Genomic DNA, 15,135 nt, shown 5'->3' on the forward strand with positions numbered 1-15,135 from the left:
CGCACAATTCATCACGGCCGCCGCTGCGAGCCCCAATTCCCAACTGGCGGCGCCCTTCTCGCTGATGCGGCGCGCGCTGGCGTGCCAGACGAACAACGCCGGATTCGGGGCGCGCGCCTTCCGGCGCAGCGACGGCCAATGGGGAGGCGCGATGGTGGTCGCCGCCAAGAGCGCGACGCCCAACGTCGACGCCCTGGCCGGCTGCGCCAAGACCAACTGGCGGCGCGCCACGGCCGGCACCCAGACCTCGCTGTGCAACAGCGGCTGGAGCACCCCCAACACCTACGAGAGCCGCCGCGGCGAGACCTACTACGTGTTGCTGGCCGGCACCGCGGACGACTTCTGCACCGCGGTCAACGGCAAATTCAAGGACAACTCCAACGGGTGGCCGTTCTAGCCGCTTTCCGGCGGCGTCGTACGGTAAGGGGGTGAGCATGTCGCGTCATCGCGTCGTCATCATCGGAAGCGGATTCGGTGGCCTGAACGCGGCCAAGGCACTCAAGCGGGCCGACGTCGACGTCACCCTGATCTCCAAGACCACGACCCACCTCTTCCAGCCGTTGCTGTACCAGGTGGCCACCGGCATCCTGTCCGAGGGCGACGTCGCCCCGACCACCCGGCTGATCCTGCGCAGGCAGAAGAACGTCCGGGTGCTGTGGGGCGACGTCAACGCCATCGACCTGACGGCCAAGACCGTGACGTCGCACCTGATGGGCATGGAGACCGTGACGCCCTTCGACAGCCTCATCGTCGCCGCCGGCGCGCGCCGCATCAGCGAGAAGGGCGCCGCCAGTTGGGAATTGGGGCTCGCAGCGGCGGCCGTGATGAATTGTGCGGCGTCCGGGCCGTCGACCTCCTGCACGTTGGGCGTGCCGAAGCTGAACAACTGCTGCGCGATCCCGGGGTTGCTGCCGCCGCCGATGATCGGGCCGCCGCCGCTCGACGTCATCGGGGGCAGCGCGGAACCGGGATCGGCGCCCGCCGGCGCGACACCGGCGACGGCGCCCAGCGCCAGCGCCGCCAGCGCCCGGCGGAGCGCGGTGAGTCTCATGCCCCTCATTCCAGCACGTGTGCGCGGCCCGTGTCAGCGGAAGGCGTCGCTGCCGGTGAACGCCTGGCCGAGCACCAGCTGGTGCATCTCGGGTGTGCCCTCGTAGGTGAGCACCGACTCCAGGTTGACCATGTGCCGGATCACCGGGTATTCCAGCGATATCCCGTTGCCGCCCAGGATGGTTCGCGCGGTGCGGCAGATCTTGATGGCCTCCCGGGTGTTGTTCAGCTTGCCGAAGCTGACCTGCTCGGGTCGCAGGCCGACGCCGTCCTTGAGGCGGCCCAGGTGCAGCGACAGCAGCTGACCCTTGTGCAGCTCGACCGCCATGTCGACGAGTTTCGCCTGGGTCAATTGAAATCCGGCGATCGGGCGCCCGAATTGGGTGCGCTGCGTGGCGTAGTCGAGCGCGGCCTGCCATGCCGACCGCGCCGCGCCCATCGAACCCCAGATGATGCCGTAGCGCGCCTCGGACAAGCACGACAGCGGCCCCCGCAGGCCCTTCGCCTCGGGCAGCATCGCCGAATCGGGCACCCGCACGTCGTCGAGCACCAGCTCGCTGGTGATAGAGGCGCGCAGCGACAGCTTGTGGTGGATGGTGTTCGCCGAGAAGCCGGGCGTCTTGGTGGGGACGATGAAACCGCGGACGCCGTCGTCGGTGGCCGCCCACACCACCGCGACATCGGCGACCGAGCCGTTGGTGATCCACAGTTTGCGGCCGTTCAGCACCCAATCCGAACCATCGCGGCGGGCGCGGGTTTTCATCGCGGCCGGGTCGGACCCCACGTCGGGTTCGGTCAGCCCGAAGCACCCCAGCAGTTCGCCGGTGGCCATGCCCGGCAACCACTCCTGCTTCTGCTGCTCGGACCCGAAATTCCAGATCGCGAACATCGCCAACGACCCCTGCACCGAGACCATCGACCGAATTCCGGAGTCTGCGGCCTCGAGCTCGGTACAGGCCAGGCCGTAGTGCACCGACGAGGCGCCGCCGCAGCCGTAGCCCTCCAGGTGCATGCCCAGCAGGCCGAGCTGGCCGAATCCCTTGGCGAGTTCCCGCACCGGCAGGTCGCCGATCTCGAACCACTCCGCGACGTAGGGCAGGACGTGTTCGGCGCAGAACTCTCTGACGGTGTCGCGCACCGCGAGCTCGTCGCTGGACAGGGAGGCGTCCAGGCCCAAGGGGTCATACCGGTCGAAGGCGGGAGGCTTTTTGGTGCTCATGGCCTTCAGCCTGCCACTAGGCCGCCCTCGGCAGGCCCGGCCGGTAGTCTCGCTGCATGCGACGGCCAGTGTGGCTCGTCGTGGACGTCGCCTGTGTGCTGGTCTTCTGCGCGGCTGGGCGTCGTAGCCACGACGAAGGACTCGACATCGCCGGGGTGGCCACCACCGCGTGGCCGTTCCTCACCGGAACCGCCGTCGGGTGGCTGGCGTCCCGCGCCTGGCGGCGCCCGACCGCGTTGATGCCCACCGGGGTGGTCGTGTGGCTGTGCACGGTGGTGGTCGGCATGGTGTTGCGCAAGCTGAGTTCCGCGGGCGTCGCGGCCAGTTTCGTGGTGGTGGCGGCGTCGGTCACCGCGCTGTTGTTGCTCGGCTGGCGGGCGGTCGTCGGGCTGACCGTGCGGCGCCGGTCCGGCGTCTGACCATGGCAACGGCGGCGGGCGTGGCGGTGACCGCGGCATTCGGCGCCGCCGCGCGCGCGGTCGCCACCAACAGGGGGCTGCTGAGCGATCCGTTCGCCGAGCCGTTGGTGCGCGCCGCCGGGGTGGACCCGCTCGCCCGCGTGATCGACGACGACCGGTTCGCCGCGGACGACGCGGGCGGCCCGAGGTTCCTGGACCTCTGCGCGGCGCACACCCGGTTCGTCGACGAGTTCGTCGCCGATGCCGTCGGGGCGGGCTTTCGTCAGGTGGTGCTGTTGGTGTCCGGCATGGACACCCGGCCGTACCGGTTGTGGTGGCCGCCCGGGACGACGGTTTACGAGATCGACCGGCCCGAGGTGCTCGACTTCAAAGCCGAAGTGCTGCGCGACCAGGGCGCCGAACTGACCGCGAGCCGGCGCGCGGTCGGCGTCGACCTGCACCAGGATTGGCCGGCCGCGCTGCGGCGCGTCGGCTTCGACGCCGCCGCGCCCACGGTGTGGGTCGCCGAGCAGTTGCTCATCGGCTACCTGACGCCGGCACTGCAGGACCGGGTGCTGCAGGGCGTCACCGCGATGAGCGCCGCCGGCAGCCGGCTCGCCTGCGATCACATGCCCACCTGGACCCCCCTGCTCCTGGAGGCGGAGCGGTCCTTCGTCGACGGCTGGCGCCGCCACGGCGTGGAGATCGACCTGGCCAGCCTGACGCATCCGGGCCGATACCACTACGTCCCCGAGTATCTGGGCGCCAACGGCTGGGTGACGGCGCAGCGCAGCGTCGGCGACCTGTCGGGCGCGATGGGGCTGCCGGCGCCCCCGCGTGGGGGGACGGACTTCGTCCCGGAATACCTCACCGCCACAAGGGTTTAGACGTTCATGCCGGGTTCTGACCAATCAGCGCTGCGGTTCGTGTCGGCCACGCACAACGATCCGCTGGCGCAGCCCCTGCTGGCCGAGCTGGCCGACGAGTACGCGCAGCGCTACGGCGGCACGCCGAGCACGCACTTGTCCTGGCTGCCGGTGCCGGAGGCGGAGCTGGCCGCGCCGGACGGTGGGCTGCTGATCGGGGTGCTCGACGGCGTGCCCGTCACCGGCGGCGCCTTTCGGCGGTACGACGCCGAGACCGCCGAACTCAAACGCATTTGGACCGACCGCGCGCACCGGCGGCGCGGTTACGCCCGAATCCTGCTCGCGGCGCTGGAGGCCGAGGCCGCCGCGCGCGGGTATCGGCGGCTGTACCTGATCACCGGCAACCGGCAACCCGAGGCCGAGGCGCTGTACGACGCGACCGGGTATACCCGGGTGCCCGCCGATCCGCTGCCGTCCTGGGGACCGTTCGTCCCGATCGCCTTCGAGAAATGGCTGGTTCTCGACGGTCAGTGAGTTTCACCGAGTGTGGGGTCTACGGACGAATTTCGGGCCGTTGGTGTACCCAGGGCCCACACTCGGCGCCACCAGGCTTCAGCTTTCGGCGAGCGCGAGGGCCGCCGCGGTCGCCTCCCGAATCGGCCCCCGCCACACGTCGCCGTGGCCCGGCAGCAGGACCTCGGTCTCCAGCAGCGCGAGCGCGGACAGGGTGCGGATGCAGTCCTGTTGGTTGTAGCTGAAGATCGCCGGCAGCAGTTGCGGCCCGCTGCGGCGCAGTAGTGGGTGCCCGGTGATGAGGGCGTCGCCACTGACCAGCACACCGTCGACCAGATACGAGCAGTGCCCGTTGGTGTGGCCGGGGCTGAAGACCGGGCTCGGTTGGCCCGGCAGGCTCGCGGCCAGCTCCGCGGTCAACGCCCGAGCGGTCGGGATGCCGTCGCGGATCAGGCCGCCGCTGCGGACCACGTGGGCCGTCCACTTGGCCCACCGGGGCCGCCAAATGCGCAGCGCCACATCGACAATAGACACCTGCTCGAGGTACTCCCGCTTCGCGTGCCCCACCTCGTCCGCGTGGCAGTAAACCGGGATGCCGTGCGCGTCGGCGAACCAGATCGCGGTGCCCAGGTGGTCGATGTGTGCGTGCGTCAACACGATGGCGCGCACGTCGTCCGGGCCGAAGCCCAGCGCGGACAGCGAGGCCAGCACGTCCTGGCGGTCGCCGGGATAGCCGGCGTCGATCAGCATCACGCCGTTGTCGTCGGTGACCAGAGTCCAGTTGACCGCCTCGCCCTGGGCGAGGTGAACCCGGTCGGTGACTTGAACGAGCTCCGCCATGCCCGCGAGTGTAGGCGGAGGAGTAGAAATGACCCGTGGCTGAACTGAAACTTGGATACAAGGCATCCGCCGAACAATTCGCACCGCGCGAGCTCGTCGAACTCGCCGTCGCCGCCGAAGCGCACGGCATGGACAGCGCAACCGTCAGCGATCACTTCCAGCCCTGGCGGCACAAGGGCGGGCACGCCCCCTTCTCGCTGGCCTGGATGACCGCCGTCGGCGAACGCACCAAGCGGATCGTGCTGGGCACCTCGGTGTTGACGCCGACCTTCCGGTACAACCCCGCCGTCATCGCCCAGGCCTTCGCCACCATGGGCTGCCTTTACCCGAACCGCATCTTCCTCGGTGTGGGAACCGGCGAGGCGCTGAACGAGATCGCCACCGGATACGAGGGCGAGTGGCCCGAGTTCAAGGAACGCTACGCGCGGCTGCGCGAGTCGGTGCGGCTGATGCGCGAACTGTGGCTCGGCGACCGCGTCGACTTCGACGGCGAGTACTACAAGACGAAGGGCGCCTCGATCTACGACGTGCCCGAGGGCGGCATCCCGATCTACATCGCCGCGGGCGGACCGCAGGTGGCCAAGTACGCCGGGCGCGCAGGCGACGGATTCATCTGCACCTCCGGCAAGGGCGAAGAGCTCTACAAGGACAAGCTCATCCCCGCGATGCGCGAGGGCGCCGAAGCGGCGGGCAAGAACGCGGATGAGATCGACCGGATGATCGAGATCAAGATCTCCTACGACACCGACCCGGAGCTGGCCCGCGAGAACACCCGGTTCTGGGCGCCGCTGTCGCTGACCGCCGAGCAGAAGCACAGCATCGACGACCCGATCGAGATGGAGAAGGCCGCCGACGCGCTCCCGATCGAGCAGATCACCAAGCGCTGGATCGTCGCGTCGGACCCCGACGAGGCCGTCGAAAAGGTCAAGGACTACGTCGACTGGGGGCTCAACCACCTGGTGTTCCACGCGCCCGGCCACGACCAGCGCCGGTTCCTCGAGCTCTTCGAAAAGGACCTGGCCCCCAGGCTGCGGCGACTTGCCTGAACCCTCGGCCATCTACATCGCCGCTCCGGAACCGGAGACCGGCAAGTCGACGCTCGCGCTCGGGCTGCTGCACCGCCTGACCGCGACCGTCGCCAAAGTGGGTGTGTTCCGGCCCATCACGCGCGTGCCCGACGGCAAGGACCACGACTACATCCTGGATCTGCTGCTGCAGCACACCACCGCGGGCGTGCCCTACGAGCAGTGCGTCGGCGTCACGTATCAGCAACTGCACGCCGACACCGACGCCGCGATCGCCACCATCGTCGACGCCTATCACGCGATGGCCGACGACTGCGACGCGGTGGTGATCGTGGGCAGCGACTACACCGACGTCGCGCGGCCGGCCGAGCTCTCCGTCAACGCCCGGATCGCCGTCAACCTCGGTGCGCCCGTGCTGCTCACGGTCAGCGGCCGGGGCCGGACCCCCGACGAGGTGGCCGGCGTCGTCGCGGCGTGCCTGGCCGAGCTGTCCAACCAGCGCGCCCACGCCGCCGCGGTGGTCGCCAACCGCTGTGAACCGGCTCAGCTGGACGAGGTCGCCGAAGCGCTGGAGGCCTTCACCCAGCGCAGCTACGTGCTGCCCGAGGAGCCGCTGCTGTCGGCTCCGACGGTGGCCGAACTCGAAAAGGCCGTCGGCGGAACGCCGGTCAGCGGTGAGGCGTCGCTGCGCGAACGCGAGGTCACCGGCGTGCTGGTCGCCGGCATGACCGCCGACCACGTGCTGGAACGGCTGAGCGACGGCATGGCGGTGATCACCCCCGGCGACCGGTCGGACGTGGTGTTGGCCGTGGCGAGCGCCCATGGGGCCGAAGGGTTTCCGTCGCTGTCCTGCATCGTCCTCAACGGCGGCTTCCAGCTGCACCCTTCCATCGCGGCGCTGGTCGCCGGGCTGCGGCTGCGGCTGCCGATCATCGCCACCACGCTGGGCACCTACGACGCGGCCAGCGCCGCCGCCGCGGCGCGCGGCCGCGTCACGGCGAACTCGCTGCGCAAGATCGACACCGCGCTGGAGCTGATGGACCGCTACGTCGACGTCCCGGACCTGCTTGAACAGCTTGCCATTCCGATTCCCACCGTGACCACGCCGCAGATGTTCATCCACCGCCTGACGCTGCAGGCGCGGGCGGATCGCAAGCACATCGTCCTGCCCGAGGGGGACGACGACCGCATCCTCAAGTCGGCCGGCCGGGTGCTGCAGCGCCGCGTCGCCGACCTCACCGTGCTGGGCGACGAGGCGCAGATCCGGCAGCGCTCGGGGGAGCTCGGGGTGGACCTCGACGGCGCGCAGGTGATCGACCCGCGCACCAGCGACCTCCGCCGCCGGTTCGCCGATCAGTACGCCGAGCTGCGCAAGGCCAAGGGTGTCACCGCCGAGCATGCCCGCGAGATCATGCGCGATGCAACGTATTTCGGCACGATGATGGTCTACAACGGCATGGTCGACGGCATGGTGTCGGGCGCCGCCCACACCACGGCGCACACGGTTCGGCCGGCCTTCGAGATCATCAAGACCGTGCCCGACGTCTCGACGGTGTCCAGCATCTTCCTGATGTGCCTGCCCGACCGGGTGCTGGCCTATGGCGACTGCGCCATCATCCCGAACCCGACGCCGGAGCAACTGGCCGACATCGCGATCTCCTCCGCCCGCACCGCATCGCAATTCGGCATCGAACCGCGGGTGGCGATGCTGTCGTACTCGACCGGCGAGTCGGGCACCGGTGCCGACGTCGACAAGGTCAGAACCGCAACCGAATTGGTGCGGCGGCGGGCGCCGGAGCTGCCGGTCGAGGGGCCCATCCAGTACGACGCCGCGATCGAACCGTCCGTCGCGGCCACCAAGCTGCGTGGCTCGCCGGTGGCCGGCCGTGCCACCGTGCTGGTGTTCCCCGACCTCAACACCGGCAACAACACCTACAAGGCCGTGCAGCGCAGCGCCGGGGCGATCGCCATCGGGCCGGTGCTGCAGGGCCTGCGCAAGCCGGTGAACGACCTGTCCCGCGGCGCGCTGGTCGAAGACATCGTGAATACCGTTGCCATCACAGCGATCCAGGCCCAGGACGTCCGTGACTAGCGCGAACCGGGCCGTGCTGGTGATCAACTCCGGCTCGTCGTCGCTGAAATACCAGTTGGTCGAACCGGATTCGGGTGTCGCCCGCGCGACCGGCAACGTCGAACGGATCGGGGAGGAGTCGTCACCGGTTCACGACCACGACGCGGCGCTGCGCCAGGCCTTCGACGCGCTGTCCGAGAAGGGGATCGACCTCGGGAATTGCGGACTGGTGGCGGTGGGCCACCGAGTCGTACACGGCGGCAACACCTTCTACAAGCCGACGCCGGTGGACGACGCGGTGATCCGCAAGCTCGACGAATTGTCCGAACTGGCGCCGCTGCACAACCCGCCCGCGGTCAAGGGAATCGAGGTGGCCCGCAAGCTGCTGCCCGATGTCCCGCACATCGCGGTCTTCGACACGGCGTTCTTCCACGACATGCCGCCCGCCGCCGCCACCTATGCGATCGACCGCGGCTTGGCCGAACGCTGGAAGATCCGCCGTTACGGGTTTCACGGCACGTCGCACCGCTATGTGAGCCAGCAGGCCGCCGCCTTCCTGGACCGGCCGCTGGGCGGCCTGAAACAGATTGTGCTGCACCTGGGTAACGGCTGCTCGGCGTCGGCGATCGCCGGTAGCAGGCCGCTGGACACGTCGATGGGCCTGACGCCGCTGGAGGGTCTGGTGATGGGCACCCGCAGCGGCGACATCGACCCCAGCATCGTCAGCTACCTCTGCCACGTCGCCAAAATGGGCGTCGACGAGGTGGAATCCATGCTCAACCAGCGGTCCGGGGTGGTCGGGCTGTCGGGCGAGCGCGACTTCCGGCGGCTGCGCACCATGATCGAATCCGGCGACGCCGCAGCGCAATTGGCCTACGGCGTGTTCACCCATCGGCTGCGCAAATACATCGGCGCCTACCTGGCGGTGCTGGGACACACCGACGTCATCAGCTTCACCGCCGGCATCGGGGAGAACGACGCGGCGGTGCGCCGCGACGCGGTGGCGGGCCTGGAGGAGCTGGGCATCGTGCTCGACGAGCGCCGCAACCTCGGCGGCGGCAAGGGCGCCAGGCAGATCTCCGCCGACGAATCTCCGATCGCCGTGCTGGTGATCCCGACCAACGAGGAACTGGCCATCGCCCGCGACTGCGTGAGCGCGCTAAGCGGTTAGGAAGCCGAGGCTCTTCCGCCCGGCGCCCACCGACGGCGCGGGATCCGTCCCCACGGTCCGCGCGAGCAGCTCGTGGTACACGTCGCGAAAGTCGGTGGTGTACTTCAGGTCCCCGTTATCGAGGTCGGTGAGGCTGGGTTCGTCGCCGTAGAAACCGCCCCGAACGGGCGCGCCCGCGACGAAGACGGGACCGGCGGTGCCGTGATCGGTGCCCTGGGACGCGTTGGCGCGCACCCGGCGGCCGAACTCCGAATACGCCACCACGACGACGTTGCGGCCGGCGACCCGCTGCAGGAACGAGGTCACCGCCTCATCGAACGTCGCGAGCAGCCGCTGCTGCGTGGCCCGTTCCCCGGCGTGCGTGTCGAAGCCGCCCAATTGCACCGTGTAGACCCGTGTCGGCACGCGGGCCTGGACCGCCTCGGCCACCAGGCTCAGTTGTGCGGACAGGGAGTTACCTTGGTTTCCTGCGGCTTTCACCGATTCGAAGGCGTTGGCGGTGGTGCGGGCGGCCCGGTAGGCCTTGCACACCGCGGCCATCGCCGGGGTGTCGTCGCGGTCCTCGGCGCCGAGCGCGCCCATCAGCGTGTCGAGGCCCTGTCCGGTCGGCTCCGGGGCCGTGGAAAGCGCTGCGGCGGTGTGCTTTTCGCCCACCGCGAGTGGCGGAAGCACGGGACCGATGTTGACCGCCCGCAGCGGGTCGTCGCCGGTGGCGTCGAGCCAGCGGCCGATCCAGCCCGTCGACACGGGCTCGGCGGGAGACGCCGTCTGCCAGATATCCATGGACCGGAAGTGGCTGTGGTCGGGCCGCGGATAACCCACTCCCCGCACGATGGCGAGCTGCCGCCGGCCCCACAACTGCGCCAGACCCTTCAGGGCGGGGTTGAGACCAAGCGCCTCGTCGAGGTGCAGGACGTCGCCCGGGGCGTAGGCCAGTTCCGGCCGGGCGTCGTGATACGCGTTGTCCGCGCAGGGGATCAGGGTGTTGATCCCGTCGTTGCCGCCGTAGAGCGTGACCAGCACCAGCACGCCCGCGCCGTCGGCCAGCGGCCGGTCCCCGGCGGCGCGCATCAGGTCTTGCCAGCGGACCGCCACCGCCGTCGACAACAGGCCGGCCGCGCCCACACCGGCGCTGGCGGCCAGGAATCTGCGGCGGTTCATCTCGGGCATCGTGTTCTCGCTAGGACGTCAGGTATTCGGGGGTGTTGACCGCGGCGGCGACCAGTTGTGGCGGGTTGCGCACCAGGGGTTGCAGCGCGTCGGCGGTCCGGTCCGACCAGTCGCCGATGCCGATCAGGTAGCCGACCGCGTCGATGCGGTCACCGGGCGCGGCGCTTTCGACGCCGGACAGGTCGCCGGCGTGCGCGAGCCGGTTGGCGGCCCGCAGCCGCGCCTCGGCGCTTGCGGTGGACAGCCACACCTGGCCCTGCGGCCAGCCGCCGACGCTCGGCGGATAGAACGGCCGCTGCCCGAGGGCGTGCAACGTCGCGTCGGTGACTTTTCGAGTGGATGGGTCGAGGGGCACCCGCAGGGCGCGCATGACGCCGACGAGCCATTCGACGGGCGGGTTGACGACAGTGGCCCGGCCGTGGACGAACTCGTCGTCGGTGAGGATCGCCCGGGTCAGCGCACGCAGGTCCCGGCCGGGGCCGTACGCGGCGACCAGCCTGTCGAGCGTGGGGCGCGACGGCGGATCATCGGAGGCCAGCTGTCGCCACAACCGTCCCGCGACGTACTCCGCCGACTTCGGCTGGGCCAGCACGGCGTCGCAGAACCCGGCGGCGTCGAAGTCACGGGTCTGCCCGAACAGCGTCTTGGCCGCGCCGTCATGGCGTTTCGGGGCCAGCGTCGTGTTGCCGTCGGCGCCGATCAGCCAGCCCGTCAGCGCGCGGGCGCCGTTGCGCACGTCGTCCTCGGTGTAGCCGTTGCCGTGTCCCAGCGTGAACAGCTCCATGAACTCGCGAGCGAGGTTCTCGTTCGGTGCCTTGGCGGTGCTGCTCTGCCCGTCCAGCCAGCGCAGCATCGCGGCGTCGGTCAGCATCGCGTAGGCCAGGGTGCGGAAGTCGCCCAGCGACAGGGTGCGCAGCTTCTGGTTCTGTGCGGCCATGTACGCCGCGACCCGGACCTTCTGCGCGGAGGTGGCGAAGTGGTTGTGCCACAACAGGGTCAGCTTCTCACCAAGCGGCTGCCGCACGCTGACCATGCGGTGCAGCCACCAGTCGGACAACGCGCGCTGCTGCTCGGAGAGCTGCTGGTTGTACTGCTTGCGGGCCGCGGGCGCGGCGGACTTTCCGGGCGGTCGGGGTGGCGTCAACGTCGGCATCGGGCTGGCGATCGCTCCCGGGTCGGCATCGGGATTCGCGGCCAGCATGGCATCGACGTAAGTTGGCCAGTCGCCGCCCAGTGCGGCGTCCACCTCGGGTCCGGTCACCCCGAACCCGGCTCGCCGTAGCGCGCGGGCCGTGCTGACCCATGCGGTGGACTGCCCAGGCATGGGTCAACTCTGCGGCATGGACCTATGTTTTCCCTGTGGATGGCCGCACACGAGGCTCTGCGGTGCGGTGCGAACCTTCCCGGCATGGAACAACCCTTCCTCGGCAGCGAGGCCCTGCGGTCGGGCGTGCTGAGCCGCCATGAACTGCGGGCCCGTTACCGCCCCGTCTTCCCGAACGTCTACCTGCCCGACGACGCCCAGCTCTCGCTGGAGCTGCGCATCCGGGCGGCCTGGCTGTGGTCGGGGCGCAGGGCGACGGTGGTCGGGGCCGCCGCCGCCAGACTGCATGGCGCCGAATGGATTCCCGACGACGTGCCCGTCGAGCTGGCGCATGCCAACGGCCGCCCGCCGCGCGGCGTGCTGACGCGGCGCGGTGTGCTGCTGGACGGCGAGACGCAGCTCGTCGGCGGCTACCCGGTCAGCACGCCCGAGCGCACCGCCTTCGACATCGGCCGGCGCGGGGCTGTGCGCTCGGCCGTCGCGCGGCTGGACGCACTGGCCCGGGCGACGGGCTTCAAGGCCGACGACGTGCTGCGCGTCGCGGGATGCCATCCCGGCTCGCCCGGCCTGCGGCGCCTGGAAGCCGCGCTGGCGCTGTTCGACCCCGGGTCGCAGTCGCCCAGGGAGAGCTACCTGCGGCTGCTCCTGATCGACGGTGGCCTGCCGCGGCCCCAAACACAGATCCCGGTGCTAGCCGACGACGGCATTCCCTTCGCCTACCTCGACATGGGCTGGGAGGAGCACCTGGTGGCGGTCGAATACGACGGCGACCAACACCGCACCGACCGGCGGCAATACGTCAAGGACATTCGGCGCGCCGAGATGCTCGAGGAGTTGGGCTGGATCGTCGTCCGGGTGGTCGCCGAGGACCGGCCGGCCGCGATCGTGCGGCGGGTTCGCGCCGCGCTGGCCGCATCGCGTGTGCGCTCAGGGCTTTGAGCGTGCGCTCAGGGTGGGGCCGTACGGCGTGTCGCCGCCCTGGACGCACATGCGATCGCGCCAAGGGCGCAACTCAGAACGTGCTCGTCGGCCGCACCCGGTTCGCCATGTCCACCAACGCGTAGCGGTGCCGCTGGGTGGGCGCCACCCGGGCGAGGTTGCGCAGCGCGGCCTCGACGCCCAGGCGCAGCCCGTGCTCGGTGAACGGGAAACCCAGAATGTGATTGGTGCTGGCCCTGTTGTCCTCCAGCCAGTCCATCGCACAGCCCAGCACCAGCGCGCGGATCTGCAGCACCCGCGGTTCGGTCGGGGGCAGCGCCTCCACCCGCCGGGCGGCGTCGCGGATGTCCTCCTCGGTGATCTCGCTCTTCGACCGGCCGGACAGCAGGGTCACCGCACTCGTCAGCCGCGCGGTGGTGAAATGCCTTGAGGTGGGCGGCACCTCGTCGAGCGTGCGCACCGCGCCGGCGCGATCGCCCTCGGCGGACAGCCATCTGGCCAGCCCGAAGGCCGCCGAGATCACCCCGTCGTTGGTCTTCCACACCGTCTGGTAGTACCTCTGCTCGTCGACGTCACCGGCCAGCTCGGCGGTGGCCGCCAACGCCAGCTTGGGCGCCAGCTCGCCGGGGAAGGTATCCAGTACCTCGGTGAAATGCGTTCTGGCGGAGTCGTAGTCGCCGGTGAGCAGCTCGGCGACGGCCCGATACCAAACCAGCCGCCACTGCCAGCCAACCCGCTCGGCCAGGTCGTCCAGCTTCCGGGTGGCCTTGGCCACGTCGCCCAGGTCGAGCAGCGCGCGAACCTCCATCAGCGGCAACTCGGTCGACTCGGACACCTCGACGCCGTCGGCGTCCAGCGTGCCGTGGCGGGCCGCGCGCAACGAATCCAGGGTCTGCACCGGCTGAGAGAGGACCGTCGCCTGCAGCACGGGGGCGGCGACGTCGGCCGGGTCGACCAGCGGCACCTGTAGCGCCGTGACGATCTCGCGGGCCGTCAGCCGCTCCGAGTGGACCTGGCCGTCCAGGTAGACGTCGGTGTGCGCGACCAGCAGGTCCACCCCGAACGTCGAGCGGCTCGGGCTGAAGATGGTCGACAGGCCCGGCCGCGGCACGCCGGTGTCCTGGGCGACGACCTCCCGCAGCACGCCCATCAGCTGGGCGGACAACTCTTCGGTGCTGGCGAATCGGCGCCGCGGGTCGGGGTCAATGGCGCGGCGCAGCAACCGCCGGTACGAGTCGTAGGTCGCCAGCACGGGGTCGTCGTCGGGCAGGCCGTCGACGTAGCGGCCGTTGCGGGTGGGCAGGTTCACCGTCAGCGCCGCGAGGGTGCGCCCCACGGTGTAGATGTCGGTCGCGACCGTCGGGCCGGTCCGCACGATCTCGGGCGCCTGGAATCCCGGCGTGCCGTAGAGGTAGCCGAACGAGTTGACGCGCGACACCGCCCCCAGGTCGATCAGCTTCAGCTGCTCCTCGGTCAGCATGATGTTCTCCGGCTTGAGGTCGTTGTAGACCAAGCCGATCGAGTGCAGATACGTCAGCGCCGGCAGGATCTCCAGCAGGTAGGCGATGGCCTCGGCGACGGGGAGCTTCTTGTCCTTGCCGTGCTTGAGCGGCTGCCCGCCGATGTACTCCATGACGATGTAGCCGACCGGGTTGCCGCCGCGGTCCTTGTGCTCGACGAAGTTGAAGATCTGCACGATCTGCGGGTGGACCACCTCGGCGAGGAACTGCCGTTCGGCCATCGCGATCGCCTGCGCCTCGGCGTCGCCCGAATGCACCAGGCCCTTGAGCACCACCGGGCGGTCGTTGACGTTGTGGTCGACCGCCAGGTACACCCATCCCAGCCCGCCGTGCGCGATGCAGCCCTTGACCTCGTACTGGTTGGCGACGATGTCACCCGGGTTCAGCTGTGGCAGAAACGAATACGCGCTGCCGCAGGCGGGGCACCAGCCCTCCGACTTGCCCTTGCCCTCCTTGCCGGACCGGCCGACCGGTTTCCCGCAGTTCCAGCAGAACCGCTTGCCCTCCGGCACCACCGGGCTGGTCATCAGGGCCTCGAGCGGGTCGATGTCGCGCACCCGCGGAATCTCGACCAGGCCGCCGCCGAGGTGGCGGACCGGTGGCAGCACCCGCGTCCCCACCGTCACCCGGTCTTGCGGATCGCTGTCCAGGGTGCCCAGCGAGATGTGCGGAAAGTCGTCGTCGTCATCTTCGAAGTCGGGTCGGAACAGCGCCTGGGTGGCCTGGATGCGCCCCGTGGTCGGGCCGCCGCCCTGCGTGTCCGGCGGCTGGGTGCCCGGGCTTTCGTCGGCGCCGGTTTCCGGCTGCTCGATCTTCTCCGACTCGGCCATCAGTCCAGATACCTCGGCGTCGGTGGCGCGGGCGCGGGCCCCAGCACCGTCAACCACTTGCGGTACAACGTGTTCCACGTGCCGTCCCGGCGGATCCGCTCCAGGGTGCCGTTGACGAACCGGACCAGCCCGGTGTTGGTCAGGTTGACCCCGATGCCGTAGGGCTGGGTGGCCATGTTGGGTCCGACGATGTGCAGGT

The 15,135-nt window shown here is 70.1% G+C and carries 13 protein-coding genes and 3 pseudogenes; 9 read left to right on the top strand and 7 right to left on the bottom strand.

Translation table 11 applies throughout. The features are described from left to right. Both A5701_RS28495 and A5701_RS27270 read left to right on the top strand, forming a co-directional pair. Window positions 1–397: pseudogene (locus tag A5701_RS28495) on the top strand (hypothetical protein); the annotation flags it as partial. Window positions 398–434: 37 nt separating this feature from the next. Beyond that, window positions 435–770, top strand: a pseudogene (locus A5701_RS27270) (FAD-dependent oxidoreductase); the annotation flags it as partial. On the opposite strand, the pseudogene A5701_RS28765 reads toward A5701_RS27270, so the two are convergent. Together A5701_RS28765 and A5701_RS06365 are read right to left on the bottom strand one after the other, a co-directional pair. After that, window positions 761–1,051: pseudogene (locus tag A5701_RS28765) on the bottom strand (hypothetical protein); the annotation flags it as partial. The pseudogenes A5701_RS27270 and A5701_RS28765 overlap by 10 nt on opposite strands. 33 nt (window positions 1,052–1,084) lie before the next feature. Beyond that, complete coding sequence (locus A5701_RS06365) at window positions 1,085–2,269, bottom strand: acyl-CoA dehydrogenase family protein (protein ID WP_067749935.1); 1,185 nt, start codon at window positions 2,267–2,269, stop codon at window positions 1,085–1,087. Between the two features lie 56 nt (window positions 2,270–2,325). Between A5701_RS06365 and A5701_RS06370 the strand changes: the two genes are divergently transcribed. From A5701_RS06370 to A5701_RS06380, 3 genes are read left to right on the top strand one after another with little or no spacing between them, the layout of a single operon-like run. Further along, on the top strand, window positions 2,326–2,688 hold the full coding sequence (locus A5701_RS06370) for a DUF3054 domain-containing protein (RefSeq protein WP_067749939.1): 363 nt from the start codon (window positions 2,326–2,328) through the stop codon (window positions 2,686–2,688). Window positions 2,689–2,690: 2 nt separating this feature from the next. After that, complete coding sequence (locus A5701_RS06375) at window positions 2,691–3,554, top strand: class I SAM-dependent methyltransferase (protein ID WP_067749942.1); 864 nt, start codon at window positions 2,691–2,693, stop codon at window positions 3,552–3,554. 6 nt (window positions 3,555–3,560) lie between these two features. Further along, window positions 3,561–4,067: a GNAT family N-acetyltransferase gene (locus A5701_RS06380; protein ID WP_067749944.1), complete on the top strand. Its 507-nt coding sequence runs from the start codon at window positions 3,561–3,563 to the stop codon at window positions 4,065–4,067. 78 nt (window positions 4,068–4,145) lie between these two features. On the opposite strand, the gene A5701_RS06385 is transcribed toward A5701_RS06380, so the two are convergent. Further along, window positions 4,146–4,886: an MBL fold metallo-hydrolase gene (locus A5701_RS06385; protein WP_067749945.1), complete on the bottom strand. Its 741-nt coding sequence runs from the start codon at window positions 4,884–4,886 to the stop codon at window positions 4,146–4,148. 35 nt (window positions 4,887–4,921) lie between these two features. Between A5701_RS06385 and fgd the strand changes: the two genes are divergently transcribed. Genes fgd through A5701_RS06400 form a run of 3 tightly spaced genes read left to right on the top strand, consistent with a single transcriptional unit; the run spans window position 4,922 to window position 9,153 of the window. Further along, complete coding sequence (gene fgd / locus A5701_RS06390) at window positions 4,922–5,932, top strand: glucose-6-phosphate dehydrogenase (coenzyme-F420) (RefSeq protein WP_067749946.1); 1,011 nt, start codon at window positions 4,922–4,924, stop codon at window positions 5,930–5,932. Further along, window positions 5,925–8,003 carry a phosphate acetyltransferase gene (pta, locus tag A5701_RS06395; protein ID WP_067749947.1) on the top strand — a complete coding sequence of 693 codons (2,079 nt, stop codon included), beginning with the start codon at window positions 5,925–5,927 and terminating at the stop codon, window positions 8,001–8,003. Before fgd ends, pta begins: the two co-directional genes overlap by 8 nt. Before the next feature lie 13 nt (window positions 8,004–8,016). Then, on the top strand, window positions 8,017–9,153 hold the full coding sequence (locus A5701_RS06400) for an acetate kinase (RefSeq protein ID WP_067749957.1): 1,137 nt from the start codon (window positions 8,017–8,019) through the stop codon (window positions 9,151–9,153). On the opposite strand, the gene A5701_RS06405 is transcribed toward A5701_RS06400, so the two are convergent. Further along, window positions 9,142–10,323, bottom strand: a complete 1,182-nt coding sequence (locus tag A5701_RS06405) for a DUF1501 domain-containing protein (protein ID WP_067749949.1) — start codon at window positions 10,321–10,323, stop codon at window positions 9,142–9,144. The genes A5701_RS06400 and A5701_RS06405 overlap by 12 nt on opposite strands. Window positions 10,324–10,333: 10 nt before the next feature. Next, window positions 10,334–11,647: a DUF1800 domain-containing protein gene (locus A5701_RS06410; RefSeq protein WP_067749953.1), complete on the bottom strand. Its 1,314-nt coding sequence runs from the start codon at window positions 11,645–11,647 to the stop codon at window positions 10,334–10,336. Window positions 11,648–11,731: 84 nt separating this feature from the next. On the opposite strand from A5701_RS06410, the gene A5701_RS06415 reads away from it, so the two are divergent. Then, window positions 11,732–12,586 (top strand): DUF559 domain-containing protein, encoded by an 855-nt coding sequence (locus A5701_RS06415; protein WP_067749960.1) that lies wholly within the window; start codon window positions 11,732–11,734, stop codon window positions 12,584–12,586. A 73-nt stretch (window positions 12,587–12,659) separates the two neighbouring features. Here the strand turns inward: A5701_RS06415 and A5701_RS06420 are convergent, their stop codons facing one another. Together A5701_RS06420 and A5701_RS06425 are read right to left on the bottom strand one after the other, a co-directional pair. Next, window positions 12,660–14,936 (bottom strand): serine/threonine-protein kinase PknG, encoded by a 2,277-nt coding sequence (locus A5701_RS06420; RefSeq protein WP_067749955.1) that lies wholly within the window; start codon window positions 14,934–14,936, stop codon window positions 12,660–12,662. Beyond that, window positions 14,936–15,135 (bottom strand): transporter substrate-binding domain-containing protein (locus tag A5701_RS06425; RefSeq protein WP_156669951.1); only part of this gene is annotated, 200 nt, incomplete at its 5' end. The genes A5701_RS06425 and A5701_RS06420, both read right to left, overlap by 1 nt.

Source organism: Mycobacterium sp. E3305 (assembly GCF_001666785.1).
Taxonomy (GTDB): Bacteria; Actinomycetota; Actinomycetes; order Mycobacteriales; family Mycobacteriaceae; genus Mycobacterium.

Excerpts from the sequence above, each read along its gene's own strand:
- A5701_RS06415 (WP_067749960.1), top strand. The coding sequence starts at position 11,732 with ATGGAACAACCCTTCCTCGGCAGCGAGGCCCTGCGGTCGGGCGTGCTG.
- A5701_RS06410 (WP_067749953.1), bottom strand. The coding sequence starts at position 11,647 with ATGCCTGGGCAGTCCACCGCATGGGTCAGCACGGCCCGCGCGCTACGG.
- A5701_RS06405 (WP_067749949.1), bottom strand. The coding sequence starts at position 10,323 with ATGCCCGAGATGAACCGCCGCAGATTCCTGGCCGCCAGCGCCGGTGTG.
- A5701_RS06370 (WP_067749939.1), top strand. The coding sequence starts at position 2,326 with ATGCGACGGCCAGTGTGGCTCGTCGTGGACGTCGCCTGTGTGCTGGTC.
- A5701_RS06420 (WP_067749955.1), bottom strand. The coding sequence starts at position 14,936 with ATGGCCGAGTCGGAGAAGATCGAGCAGCCGGAAACCGGCGCCGACGAA.
- A5701_RS06365 (WP_067749935.1), bottom strand. The coding sequence starts at position 2,269 with ATGAGCACCAAAAAGCCTCCCGCCTTCGACCGGTATGACCCCTTGGGC.
- A5701_RS06385 (WP_067749945.1), bottom strand. The coding sequence starts at position 4,886 with ATGGCGGAGCTCGTTCAAGTCACCGACCGGGTTCACCTCGCCCAGGGC.
- A5701_RS06375 (WP_067749942.1), top strand. The coding sequence starts at position 2,691 with ATGGCAACGGCGGCGGGCGTGGCGGTGACCGCGGCATTCGGCGCCGCC.
- A5701_RS06380 (WP_067749944.1), top strand. The coding sequence starts at position 3,561 with ATGCCGGGTTCTGACCAATCAGCGCTGCGGTTCGTGTCGGCCACGCAC.